The 13,375-nt window shown below is 48.3% G+C and carries 5 protein-coding genes, 1 tRNA gene, 3 rRNA genes and 4 pseudogenes; 3 read left to right on the top strand and 10 right to left on the bottom strand.

All coding sequences use genetic code 11. The features are described from left to right. Positions 1-378, top strand: a pseudogene (locus DYH48_RS00065) (divergent polysaccharide deacetylase family protein); the annotation flags it as partial. Here DYH48_RS00065 and DYH48_RS00060 read toward each other — a convergent pair. The 7 genes and pseudogenes from DYH48_RS00060 to gmhB all read right to left on the bottom strand — a co-directional run bounded on the left by DYH48_RS00060 (position 353) and on the right by gmhB (position 7,791). After that, positions 353-808, bottom strand: coding sequence for an Rrf2 family transcriptional regulator (locus DYH48_RS00060; RefSeq protein WP_115333713.1), 456 nt, complete (start codon positions 806-808; stop codon positions 353-355). The pseudogene DYH48_RS00065 and the gene DYH48_RS00060 sit on opposite strands and share 26 nt — an antisense overlap. Before the next feature lie 22 nt (positions 809-830). Then, positions 831-1,083, bottom strand: a pseudogene (locus DYH48_RS00055) (YkgJ family cysteine cluster protein). A gap of 362 nt (positions 1,084-1,445) precedes the next feature. Continuing rightward, a tRNA-Asp gene (locus DYH48_RS00050) sits at positions 1,446-1,522 on the bottom strand. A gap of 36 nt (positions 1,523-1,558) precedes the next feature. Next, positions 1,559-1,675 (bottom strand): 5S ribosomal RNA (gene rrf / locus DYH48_RS00045). 138 nt (positions 1,676-1,813) lie between these two features. Then, positions 1,814-4,716, bottom strand: a 23S ribosomal RNA gene (locus tag DYH48_RS00040). Positions 4,717-5,083: 367 nt separating this feature from the next. Then, positions 5,084-6,625: ribosomal RNA gene (locus DYH48_RS00035) — 16S ribosomal RNA — on the bottom strand. Together the 16S, 23S and 5S rRNA genes with 1 tRNA gene alongside form the textbook arrangement of a ribosomal RNA operon. A gap of 617 nt (positions 6,626-7,242) precedes the next feature. Next, positions 7,243-7,791: a D-glycero-beta-D-manno-heptose 1,7-bisphosphate 7-phosphatase gene (gmhB, locus tag DYH48_RS00030; RefSeq protein ID WP_115333712.1), complete on the bottom strand. Its 549-nt coding sequence runs from the start codon at positions 7,789-7,791 to the stop codon at positions 7,243-7,245. A 466-nt stretch (positions 7,792-8,257) separates the two neighbouring features. On the opposite strand from gmhB, the gene DYH48_RS00025 reads away from it, so the two are divergent. Beyond that, positions 8,258-8,929, top strand: a complete 672-nt coding sequence (locus tag DYH48_RS00025; RefSeq protein ID WP_256613009.1) for a GntR family transcriptional regulator — start codon at positions 8,258-8,260, stop codon at positions 8,927-8,929. A gap of 91 nt (positions 8,930-9,020) precedes the next feature. After that, positions 9,021-10,086 (top strand): annotated as a pseudogene (locus DYH48_RS00020) (ketoacyl-ACP synthase III). An 87-nt stretch (positions 10,087-10,173) separates the two neighbouring features. Here the strand turns inward: DYH48_RS00020 and DYH48_RS00015 are convergent. The 3 genes and pseudogenes from DYH48_RS00015 to DYH48_RS00005 form a co-directional block, all read right to left on the bottom strand. Then, a complete protein-coding gene (locus tag DYH48_RS00015; protein WP_115333711.1) occupies positions 10,174-10,770 on the bottom strand; it encodes a lecithin retinol acyltransferase family protein in 597 nt (198 codons plus the stop codon). A 244-nt stretch (positions 10,771-11,014) separates the two neighbouring features. Continuing rightward, positions 11,015-11,701: an exonuclease domain-containing protein gene (locus tag DYH48_RS00010; RefSeq protein ID WP_115333714.1), complete on the bottom strand. Its 687-nt coding sequence runs from the start codon at positions 11,699-11,701 to the stop codon at positions 11,015-11,017. Between the two features lie 3 nt (positions 11,702-11,704). Then, a pseudogene (locus tag DYH48_RS00005) lies at positions 11,705-13,375 on the bottom strand (DUF294 nucleotidyltransferase-like domain-containing protein); the annotation flags it as partial.

Genomic DNA, 13,375 nt, shown 5'->3' with positions numbered 1-13,375 from the left:
CGATGCTCCTATGCTGTGGGTGATGGAAACACTCAAACAAAAGCATCTGTATTTTATCGATAGCATGACAACAAGGTTCACTAAGGCGGGAGAGACAGCGGATCAGTTGGGCGTGCCGTTATTAAAACGCCAACTGTTTCTAGACAATGATACCAGTGCCAAAGCACTCGAAAGACAATTTAACTTAATGATAAGTCAGGCACATACTCAAGGTAGCCTAGTGGCGATTGCCCATCCTTATCCAGAAACCATGCGCTTCTTAAAGGCCAATCTACAAAGACTAAAACCGAGGGGATTGATCTAGTACCTGCATCAAGCTTGCTCCCCATCGGCATTGCACACAAAAATGGAACTAATCCAGCTGTAACACTGAGATAGACATGTCAGGCAACAAGGCAAGTAACTCATCACGATTACTCACAATGTCCAGCAGAGTATATTGATCGAGCACATTCAAATAGGCTTCAACTGCTTGTGCTAACACGCCTTTCAGCTTACAGGCAGGCGTGAATCGGCAGTAAGGTTTACTGCAATCAATCGGCGCCAACGAGTTTTCTAACACCCGAACTAACTGACCTAAGTTAATCTCACTCGCAGACTTACCCAAACGGAAACCGCCCATCTTGCCGCGAATGGTTTCGAGGTAACCCATCTTGCCTAAATGATGCACTATCTTAGAGACATGATTTGGAGACAGATCAAATACCTGAGTAATTTCAGCAATTCTAAATAAAGTGGTTCTGTCTGGCTGAACCGCCAAATACATCAAGGTTCGAACGCCAAAATCGGTATAACGAGTTAACTGCATATTTCACCTGTCAGCGATAAACTTAATGAGAGGTTTGAGCTTCGAGTTGGGTAATCAACCAAAGCGCCTCTTCGTTCGAATGACCGCATACATCTTCCGATGCATCGAAATCACTACAAACCGCGGGACGATCGGGCGAGCCGAAGATCAAACATAAATTGGCATCACTCAGCTGCACACAACGCTCACCCGCAGCCTTACCATTTGGCATACCAGGAATACTGCTGCTAATTGAAGGCGCAATACAGCAAGCACCACCCAAGACGACAATTCATTTTCGTTACTCATGAAAGACATAAGGCATTATACCGTTTAATTTGTCCGAGATCAGTGTCACAGGTCAATACTGCCAAGTCACGCACAAGCGCAATTCTGTGCGTGAAAGACATAATATTAATAAGCAGGACGAACTTAAACAAAAAGTAGGCTGAGATTTAAATTTTACGCCGACGAATGTGAGGTAGCGATGCCAAGCAGGGCTGTTAAGCAGGGCTGTTAAGCAGGGTGTTAAGCAGGGCTGTTAAGCAGGGCAGTTAAGCAGGGATGCTGTTGGACGGGGACGGCCGCGACAATAGAAATAGATAAATTCCAGATACGAAAAAGCCCTAACATTGCTGTTAGGGCTTATCGAAATGTTTGGCGGAGCGGACGGGACTCGAACCCGCGACCCCCGGCGTGACAGGCCGGTATTCTAACCAACTGAACTACCGCTCCTTTAGTCTAACGTTTGCACGTTAACCTAAATTAGGCGCTTGGCGATGACCTACTCTCACATGGGGAGACCCCACACTACCATCGGCGCGTTTGCGTTTCACTTTCTGAGTTCGGGATGGGATCAGGTGGTTCCACAAGGCTATTGTCACCAAGCAAATTCTGTTTATTACCGTGTCCATCTCTGGACCACGTTAATAATAATTCGGAAAGCTGATTTGCTTTGTTTGAGTTCACACTTCATTAAGTGTCTATATTCTGTCTAAGGCTTTCAGTAAAACCCATCTGGGTTGTATGGTTAAGCCTCTCGAGTCATTAGTACATGTTAGCTCAACGCCTCACAACGCTTACACACCATGCCTATCAACGTCCTAGTCTCGAACGGCTCTTTAGAGGAATTAAATTCCTAGGGATGACTCATCTTAGGGCTCGCTTCCCGCTTAGATGCTTTCAGCGGTTATCGATTCCGAACGTAGCTACCGGGCAATGCCATTGGCATGACAACCCGAACACCAGCGGTTCGTCCACTCCGGTCCTCTCGTACTAGGAGCAGCTCCCTTCAATCATCCAACGCCCACGGCAGATAGGGACCGAACTGTCTCACGACGTTCTGAACCCAGCTCGCGTACCACTTTAAATGGCGAACAGCCATACCCTTGGGACCGACTTCAGCCCCAGGATGTGATGAGCCGACATCGAGGTGCCAAACACCGCCGTCGATATGAACTCTTGGGCGGTATCAGCCTGTTATCCCCGGAGTACCTTTTATCCGTTGAGCGATGGCCCTTCCATTCAGAACCACCGGATCACTATGACCTACTTTCGTACCTGCTCGACGTGTATGTCTCGCAGTTAAGCTGGCTTATGCCATTGCACTAACCGTACGATGTCCGACCGTACTTAGCCAACCTTCGTGCTCCTCCGTTACTCTTTGGGAGGAGACCGCCCCAGTCAAACTACCCACCAGGCACTGTCCCTAATCCCGATAAGGGACCTAGGTTAGAACATCAAAACTACAAGGGTGGTATTTCAAGGACGACTCCATCATGACTAGCGTCACAACTTCAAAGTCTCCCACCTATCCTACACATGTAGGTTCAATGTTCAGTGCCAAGCTATAGTAAAGGTTCACGGGGTCTTTCCGTCTAGCCGCGGGTATACGGCATCTTCACCGCAATTTCAACTTCACTGAGTCTCGGCTGGAGACAGCGTGGCCATCATTACGCCATTCGTGCAGGTCGGAACTTACCCGACAAGGAATTTCGCTACCTTAGGACCGTTATAGTTACGGCCGCCGTTTACCGGGGCTTCGATCATGAGCTTCTCTTGCGATAACCCAATCAATTAACCTTCCGGCACCGGGCAGGCGTCACACCGTATACTTCCTCTTGCGAGTTTGCACAGTGCTGTGTTTTTGATAAACAGTTGCAGCCACCTGGTATCTGCGACTCCCGTCAGCTTAGAGAGCAAGTCTCATCACCAACAGGAGCGTACCTTCTCCCGAAGTTACGGTACCATTTTGCCTAGTTCCTTCAGCCGAGTTCTCTCAAGCGCCTTGGTATTCTCTACCCGACCACCTGTGTCGGTTTGGGGTACGATTCCCACTAACCTGAAGCTTAGAAGATTTCCTGGAAGCATGGCATCAACTACTTCAGTCCCTTAGGACCTCGTCATCAGCTCTCAGTCTGCACACTAAAGTGCGATTCCCCGGATTTGCCTAAGAAATCAACCTACCACCTTAAACGCGGACTACCAACGCCGCGCTAGCCTAGCCTTCTCCGTCTCTCCATCGCAGTTAGCGGAAGTACAGAAATATTAATCTGTTTCCCATCGATTACGCCTTTCGGCCTCACCTTAGGGGTCGACTCACCCTGCCCCGATTAACGTTGGACAGGAACCCTTGGTCTTTCGGCGAGGGGTTTTTCACCCCCTTTATCGTTACTCATGTCAGCATTCGCACTTCTGATACCTCCAGCGTGGGTTACCCCTTCACCTTCAACGGCTTACAGAACGCTCCTCTACCGCGCATCTCTAATGAAATGCACCCGTAGCTTCGGTGACTAGCTTAGCCCCGTTACATCTTCCGCGCAGGCCGACTCGACTAGTGAGCTATTACGCTTTCTTTAAATGATGGCTGCTTCTAAGCCAACATCCTAGCTGTCTAAGCCTTCCCACATCGTTTCCCACTTAGCTAGTACTTTGGGACCTTAGCTGACGGTCTGGGTTGTTTCCCTTTTGACGACGGACGTTAGCACCCGCCGTCTGTCTCCCGAGTAGTACTCATTGGTATTCGGAGTTTGCAAAGGGTTGGTAAGTCGGGATGACCCCCTAGCCTTAACAGTGCTCTACCCCCAATGGTATTCGCTCGAGGCGCTACCTAAATAGCTTTCGAGGAGAACCAGATATCTCCCGGTTTGATTGGCCTTTCACCCCCAGCCACAAGTCATCCGCTAATTTTTCAACATTAGTCGGTTCGGTCCTCCAGTTGATGTTACTCAACCTTCAACCTGCCCATGGCTAGATCACCGGGTTTCGGGTCTACACCTTGCAACTAAACGCGCAGTTAACACTCGGTTTCCCTACGGCTCCGCTATTCGCTTAACCTCGCTACAAAATGTAAGTCGCTGACCCATTATACAAAAGGTACGCAGTCACGGTCTCAAGAACCGCTCCCACTGCTTGTACGTATACGGTTTCAGGTTCTATTTCACTCCCCTCACAGGGGTTCTTTTCGCCTTTCCCTCACGGTACTGGTTCACTATCGGTCAGTCAGGAGTATTTAGCCTTGGAGGATGGTCCCCCCATATTCAAACAGGATGTCACGTGTCCCGCCTTACTCGTTTTCATCAATGGTTAGTTTTCATGTACGGGGCTATCACCCTGTGCCGCTGTGCTTTCCAACACATTCCACTAACACCCCACTGACTTAAGGGCTAATCCCCGTTCGCTCGCCGCTACTAGGGGAATCTCGGTTGATTTCTTTTCCTCCGGGTACTTAGATGTTTCAGTTCCCCGGGTTCGCCTCGCAACACTATGTATTCATGTTGCGATAACAGCTTATGCTGCTGGGTTCCCCCATTCGGACATCGTTAGCTCAAATGCTTGTTACTAGCTCGCCAACGCTTTTCGCAAGTTACTACGTCCTTCATCGCCTCTGACTGCCAAGGCATCCACCGTATACGCTTAGTCGCTTAACCATACAACCCAAATGAGTTTCACTCACCTGAGTCGCATTGCGACCAGCTTGGTTTTACTTGTCTCACTTCTGACCAAAGAAGTGGACGCGCCTTAGACGTAAACTATTCAATAAGAATAATTTACTTTTGAATATTCAAGACACTTAATAAAGTGTTTGAGAACTCATGATGCAAACGTTTCCACGTTTACATCGGTTTGTAAGTAACATGACGACAGACATCATCACGTTACATACTATCAGCTTTCCAAATTGTTAAAGAACAATGCGTACCGGCTCGCGGCGCATTCAGCTCTGACTTCTCCTAAGAGAAGATAAACAAGCAAATCTGTGTGAACACTCAACAAACATTAAGTTAGTCGTATAGGTAAGGAGGTGATCCAGCCCCAGGTTCCCCTAGGGCTACCTTGTTACGACTTCACCCCAGTCATGAACCACAAAGTGTGAGCGCCCCCCCGAAGGTTAAGCTACCCACTTCTTTTGCAGCCCACTCCCATGGTGTGACGGGCGGTGTGTACAAGGCCCGGGAACGTATTCACCGTGGCATTCTGATCCACGATTACTAGCGATTCCGACTTCATGGAGTCGAGTTGCAGACTCCAATCCGGACTACGACGAGCTTTTGTGAGATTAGCTCCACCTCGCGGCTTTGCAACCCTCTGTACTCGCCATTGTAGCACGTGTGTAGCCCTACTCGTAAGGGCCATGATGACTTGACGTCGTCCCCACCTTCCTCCGGTTTATCACCGGCAGTCTCCCTAGAGTTCCCACCATTACGTGCTGGCAAATAAGGATAGGGGTTGCGCTCGTTGCGGGACTTAACCCAACATTTCACAACACGAGCTGACGACAGCCATGCAGCACCTGTCTCACAGTTCCCGAAGGCACACCTGTATCTCTACTGGCTTCTGTGGATGTCAAGAGTAGGTAAGGTTCTTCGCGTTGCATCGAATTAAACCACATGCTCCACCGCTTGTGCGGGCCCCCGTCAATTCATTTGAGTTTTAACCTTGCGGCCGTACTCCCCAGGCGGTCTACTTAATGCGTTAGCTTGAGAGCCCAGTGTTCAAGACACCAAACTCCGAGTAGACATCGTTTACGGCGTGGACTACCAGGGTATCTAATCCTGTTTGCTCCCCACGCTTTCGTGCCTGAGCGTCAGTCTTTGTCCAGGGGGCCGCCTTCGCCACCGGTATTCCTCCAGATCTCTACGCATTTCACCGCTACACCTGGAATTCTACCCCCCTCTACAAGACTCTAGTTCGCCAGTTCGAAATGCAATTCCCAGGTTGAGCCCGGGGCTTTCACATCTCGCTTAACAAACCGCCTGCACGCTTTACGCCCAGTAATTCCGATTAACGCTCGGACCCTCCGTATTACCGCGGCTGCTGCACGGAGTTAGCCGGTCCTTCTTCTGTAGGTAACGTCACAGTAATAGCGTATTAAACTATTACCTTTCCTCCCTACTGAAAGTGCTTTACAACCCGAAGGCCTTCTTCACACACGCGGCATGGCTGCATCAGGGTTTCCCCCATTGTGCAATATTCCCCACTGCTGCCTCCCGTAGGAGTCTGGGCCGTGTCTCAGTCCCAGTGTGGCTGATCATCCTCTCAGAACAGCTAGGGATCGTCGCCTTGGTGAGCCATTACCTCACCAACTAGCTAATCCCACCTAGGTTCATCCAATCGCGGAAGGCCCGAAGGTCCCCTCCTTTCCCCCGTAGGGCGTATGCGGTATTAGCAGTCGTTTCCAACTGTTATCCCCCTCGACTGGGCAGATCCCTAGGCATTACTCACCCGTCCGCCGCTCGCCGGCAAAGATAGTAAACTATCTTCCCGCTGCCGCTCGACTTGCATGTGTTAGGCCTGCCGCCAGCGTTCAATCTGAGCCATGATCAAACTCTTCAATTAAAGTTTTTTGCTTCCGTCTTGCGACTTCAGCGGCTCAACGAATTCTGTTCGACTTCTATTTATTCGAAAATAAGTAGTAAGTCTTTGTACATATTGCTATGAACACTCATCACTCTCGTGAAAGAATTGTTGATTTAAATTTTTGACTGCCAACCCGAAGGTTAAGCAGTTTCGATTAACTCAACACCTGTGAGTGTCCACACAGATTTGCTTGATAAATTGTTAAAGAGCATGGTTAGCAGCTTATTCAGCGTTTAACCGTTGACCCCGCTGGGTCAGTGGATGCGCATTATAGGGATGTCAGATTTTACCGCAACCCCTTTGGCGCGAATAATTACGAAAAACGATTCAAGCGCACACTTTTTAAACTAAAAGTGTGTTTTAACGCCAATATTCTCGAATTTTTGCTGGATTAAGGCAAAAGATGAGGTTAACCCAGCGCTAGAAATGACAAGAGCCAACCTATTAGTTAGCTCTTTATTAAATGTTGGATCGCTTTTAACGCAAACTCTCATCCAACAAGAGCGACAACTCGCGCTACTGGTTACTATGATAGTTGCTGCTTGAGATGAACTTATCAGCAAATGTTTATCTGTTTATAAGTAGTAGCGTAGCAACTAGCCTAGGCTTTTTAAGTAAGCTGGCACATCGGCAATACTGCCCAGTACCACTGTGGCATCACTGTCATCAGCAATAACCTTACCACTGCGCACTAATATACGTGTGGTCACGCCAGCCGCTTTCGCTGCTTGCATATCTTCAGCTTTGTCGCCAACCATGACTGAGAGTGCTAAGTCGATTTTCAAGAATTGCGCTGCATCATTGAGCATACCCGGCTTAGGTTTGCGGCAATCACAGTCGACCTTATATTCCCCTATGCCATTTTCAGCATGGTGCGGGCAATAGTAGATACCATCGAGTTCAACGCCTTTGTCCGCAAAGTTCCAATCCATCCACTCAGTTAAGCTGTGGAATTGATCTTCTGTATACATACCACGGGCAATACCAGATTGATTAGTGACGACAACTAACTTGTAGCCCATTTCCTTCAAAGAGAGGCAAGATTCAAACACACCTTCGATATATTCGAAGTCATCCACTAAGTGGACATAACCATGATCTTTGTTAATCACGCCATCACGGTCTAAAAATACTGCTCGACTCACTGTAATACTCCAAAATCGCCTAAGGCGTTATCGCGCTATTATTCCATTCATTATCAAAAATTGCACCGCGAAGTTGTGCTTTTAGCGCTAAATTGAGCGTTAGTGATGCTTATGACGCGATGCGGATAACACCTTGCCCCAAGAGTCTCAATGCAAGATAGCCCTTATCGTGCGAAATCAACGCTCTCAGGTAAAATGTTTAACTGTTAAGCCTAATTTAATCGTCGAGTCGAAGTACTTCATTGCAGCAGATAAACAGCGCACTTAGGAAAATGATGGCTGTCGCATTAAAGATTGTTTCCGAAAAGGCGCATAATTGAGAGAGCTAAAACCATCAAAACCCTCGCCGTTTGGGCATTGTTAATCCCTAAGATGCACCACTCAATCAAGCATTCCCCTTTATTTGTGGTGTTTTAACGGTAATCTTGGGCAGATAACGAGAAAATACCCGAAATAGACGGAAATAATGAGTCGAACTACGCCTATAGTCCACAAAACCCGCACCCAGTTAGTTGTTGAAGTGCTCAGAGAGAGAATTCTTTCAGGTGACATAGCCGCAGGAGAACCACTCAGACAAAGTGCGTTGGCTGAAGCGTTAAATGTCAGCCGCATTCCGGTGAGAGAAGCCTTATTGCAACTCGAAGCCGAAGGACTCGTTAAGTTTGAGCCCCATAAAGGTGCAACGGCGACCGTGTTATCCGTCGAGCAAGTCACCGAACTTTTTGAATTACGTGCCATGATCGAAACCGATCTGCTCGCTAAGGCGATCCCACTGCTTCAAGAAGCTGATTTAGAAAAAGCAGAACGTGTACTCGAACAATTGGAGTCGGCCTTCAAACATGAAGATGCCGTTGCTAGTTGGAGCGAGTTGAATACGCAATTTCACACTTGCTTATATCAGGCGGCTAATCGCCCACACACCCTTGAGGTTGTTCACGGCCTCAATACTAATTGTGATAGATACATTCGTTTGCAGTTATTGCTCGCGGGGGGATTCCTGCTGCAGAGCATGAGCACAGAGCTTTGCTCAAACCACTGCAAACTGAGAGAAACAGAAAAAGCGACGGCGCTACTGCGTCATCATATTCTGCATGCCGCAATGACAATTCGAGATCTTGTCGCCAAACAGGTGGTCTAGATCACGGACGGCCATTAGAGTTGCCGATAAGCTTTGTTGTCGATTCAAGGCAGCGCTCAGGTTCTGCCTTTTTTATTTGAGAGAAACCACCATGCAGTACGCCACTATCACAGGTTGGGGCAAATGTGTTCCACCAGCCACGCTGACCAACGATGATCTTGCGACCTTTATCGAGACATCCGACGAATGGATTAAATCGCACCGGCATCAGCCAGCGCCATATCAGTCATGTTAACACCTCTGAACTCGCTTCAGTTGCAGCACAACGCGCGCTCGCAGCTGCCGGTATCGATGGCAGTGAAATCGACATGATTATTCTGGCTAGCGCCAGCCCAGACACTTTGATCCCGAATATCGCATCAACTGTACAAGCTAATATTGGCGCCAGTTGTGCCGCGTTCGACATCAATGCTGCCTGCAGTGGCTTCTTATATGGCTTAGGTTTAGCCAGCTCACAAATCAAGAGTGGCCAGAGCAAGAAAGTATTGGTGATTGGTGCCGAGCGTCTCTCTTTCTATTTAGATTGGTCACGCCGCGAAACTGCCGTGTTATTCGGTGATGGCGCAGGTGCCGTTGTCGTTGAAGCAACAGATGTTGCCGGTGGCGTGCTCGGTTATGAGCTGAATAACGATCCTGAAGGTCGTGACATTCTTAAAGCTGGCTTTGGTACGGCGATGGACAGATTCTCTGCCGAGTCATTGGATTTCTTTATTGAATTCGATGGCCAAGAAATCTTCAAACGCGCGATTAACGGCATGAACAAGTTAAGCACTAAAGTGCTTGAAAAATGTGGCGTTGATAAAGATGAAGTGGATCTTGTGATCCCGCATCAAGCCAACGAGCGCATTATCGATACCTTAGTCAGCCGGATGAAAATTCCGAAAGAAAAAGCCTTCGTTAACATTGCCAATTATGGCAATACCTCGGCAGCAACCATTCCAATTGCGATTTGTGATGCGTTAGAGCAAGGCGTGATTAAGCCGAATCAAACCATACTCTCTTGTGCCTTTGGTGCCGGCTTAACCTCTGCCGCACTCTTGCTGCAATGGGGCGATCGCGTGACGCCTATCACTATCAGTGATGCCGAGTTACCGCCTTGCGATAAAACGGGCATAGAGTTAGTTAAACGCGCTGTGGATTATTTTTGTAAGCCGTAAACGGTTTCTGCAAAACGATAATATCTTGTTTTACTAAAACAAAAAGCCATCTTAATCGATGGCTTTTTTAGTTTATGACGACAAAACTTATTCATTCAGCTTGGTCATGATCATCTCATCCCAATAAATACCTTGATTAAAATGCTCGGCGAGTTTTTGATTTAACTCATTAAAACCTTTAACCACCTCTTCGCCCTTTTGACTAATACAAGACCAGACAAATCTATGGCAGTTATTGTCAAATAAATCGTACTCACGATATTGATAAATCGCCTGCTCGGCGCGGGTCAACACAGCATCGGCGATGAGCGGTTGATGCAGATGATTACAGGCAAGATAGATTTGGCTGCCCGTTCGCCCCGCCAAGAAACGCTTTACCGACACTGCCCGCACCAACCCTGAACCGTGTAACTCCACTAAGCAATCGTCACCCAGCCAGATACCCGTATGTTCAATTACGCCAAAAACATAACAACAGACGATACTGCCTGGGATTGGCGCAACTTGTTTTAATCCCTTTTGCCATTGACTCGGCGCCGCCACCATAGCGCGATTGGCAACGGGATACTTAGGAGCCTTACCGAGTACTCTGTCGCGCTCAAGTTGCTGACGCTTCTCGCGCTCATCGGCCAACACAACCGCGCCAATGACGGCACTGCCCATCCAAAGCAAAGGTAACGGCATCATGTTCTCCTACACACTCAGTTTATTAGAGTGAAGTACAAGTTGGTTGGATTGCCAAGTTGGCGGCATTGAATTTAAGCTTTAAAGTTAAGCTTAGGATTAGGTTTCAAGTCTAGCCTGTCAGTAATTAACCTAAGATGAAATCAGAGTGAAATCAGAGTGAGATTAAAGTTAAATCAGCGTAAAACAGCATCACCCCAACTCGATTAACTCATCCACAAAGAGTGAGTTAAAACTGAAACAGCTAAGTCGATTGCCGCAATAAATCTGCCACAGTTAGTTGCCCCGCCCCGCCCATGGCCGCCATTTGCGCCAATAATAATTCTCCGCAAGCTAAGGCATCGGTCAACGCACTGTGGGCAGTATAAATGGGCAAACCGTAACGTTCGCGGCAAGCGCCAAGGCGCAAACTGCCCTCTTTAATCACTGAGTGTTCCCGTAGCAAACGATGCCTTTCAAGCAAGAGTGTATCAATGGCGGGTAGGACAAGGGCTTGATGATAAATCGCCAATAAATCATGCTGCAGAAAGCGACAATCTAGCGGAGCATGATGCGCGACCAGCACTCGACCATAGGTTTGATTGATAAACCAGTCCATAGCTGCCTCAATCGTCACCGCCTGCACCAGATGATTATCGAGGATCCCGTGGATCGTCGCGCTTTGGCCAACACTACCGCGAATTTGCACTAACTTTTGTTCGGCGCGCGCCAAAGGGATCTCGCCGCGCTCAATCGGCACTAAGCCAATACTGAGAATTTGATCTTGCTGCGGATTGAGACCTGTCATCTCTAAATCCATCGCCACCAAAGGTGCTTCGGATAACGGCATCGCCAGCAGAGGTAATAGCGATTGATAATAGCCCTTAAATAACTGATGTTGGCAACGTAGCGCCCGCCAATTAAGTTTCGTTTTCAGCAGCAGTGTATTCATATCAAAACTTCGCATGAACTTCATCTTCATCCCCGCCTGCGCCTCATGTACCACTTTAAAGGCATCACGTAGCTGATGGCGAACCAGCGAAGATAAATGCGCGGGTAGCAGATATTACTCACCTCTAGCCCGAGATTATGCTGATAACCTTGGTTCGATAACCGCATATGGGCGATAAACTCGTGGGCATCGGCAAGATTAAGCGCATCTTTACGATTGAGAATGTTTGCGTCCATCAAGGCACGGATACGTTTCGCAGTATTCACTTCTTTGATCCCTGCCGACAGGGCATAAACACGGGCAATATCATTGATTAAAGCATTGCCCTTATGCTTCAAATCTATGCCTTTGACTTCGCTGCCATCACGTTCGAGGACAAATTTGCGGAAAAAGCCCAGCGGTGGCGACCCAGCGAATTACCTGTCATGCCCGCGAGGAAAATATCGTTATCACGGGTTTGAGCCAAGACTTTATCCTGCAGCGCATCAAATAAGGTTTGTGGGCCGTACACGAGCGCATGTCGAAGAAGATACTGGCGTGCAGTAACGCCTTAGGCTCGGGCGTTATTACCCATTTTTCAAATACTTGTTGCCACTGTTTAAGCGACATTCGCCACTGTGGGTTTTGCGCCATAATGTTGCCGGGGCAAAACTCATAACCGCATTGGTCAAGCCCAGCGCACACCGCATGGGTTAAGGCATCGAAATAACCTTTGGCAAAATCATCCATCTCTTCTGCGACTAACAGGCCATTATCTTGATCTGAACACGCCGCTTGATCTTGGCGCCCCTGTGAGCCAAACGCCAACCAGCAAAAAGCCATGGGCGGCTCGCCGAGCAATTGTTGATTGAGCACGATTAATCGCCGTGTCAGCGCATCGGTGACTGACGTTAATACTCGGCCAATTTCTTCGGCTCTGGCATCGGCACTGATCAAATTTTGCAGTAACAGCGGAATTTGCTTTGACGCTAATTAAACTGGCAAGATCCCTGCTGTTCAAATCTCGCCGCGGTTGAGCCCTGCCCGCGCAAGATGTCAGTACTGGTCACCATTAGCTTTATCTTGGTCGATAATGGGTAAGTGATGAATGTTATGCTCACTCATCAGCAACATGGCTTCAAAATCAACGCATTGGATGAAATTGAGATCGGCGAAACTGTCATGGCTTGATGCACTGCGATATGGCCGTCGAGCCCCGCCGCTAATACCCGGTTACGCAAATCCTTATCGGTTAAAATCCCAACTAGCTTGTGATTATCCGTTACCAACAGGGATGACACTCGGCTGTTTCGCATTAAGAGTGCCGCCTGCGTCACGCTCGCGTGGGCATCAATAACAATAGGCGCGGATGACATTAACGTGCTGATCCGGCTAGTGGTTGTCAGATCTTTCGCCTTAAAGCGAGCCTCATGACGTAAACGTTTAGCAAATGCGCGGGTAAAAAACTTATCGAAGTTGCGGCTCTCGCTTCTGAGATGATCGAACAAGCTTTGGGGCAAATGATAAACCAAACCGTCTCGAGAATAGCGACCTTGTTGACGACTTTCTCCCCCGATAACAAGGTCGAAAAACCAAAAACTCCCCCTCGCCGACTCTATCGACCAGCACGCCTTCAGGATCGCGCACCTCAAAGGCGCCGCTACGCACCATATACAACTTGGGCGAATTAGCATC

Origin of the sequence: Shewanella baltica, assembly GCF_900456975.1 — a bacterium.
Taxonomy (GTDB): domain Bacteria; phylum Pseudomonadota; class Gammaproteobacteria; order Enterobacterales; family Shewanellaceae; genus Shewanella; species Shewanella baltica.
Note: the sequence above shows the minus strand (reverse complement) of the source record. Positions and strands in the feature narration are given on the sequence as shown.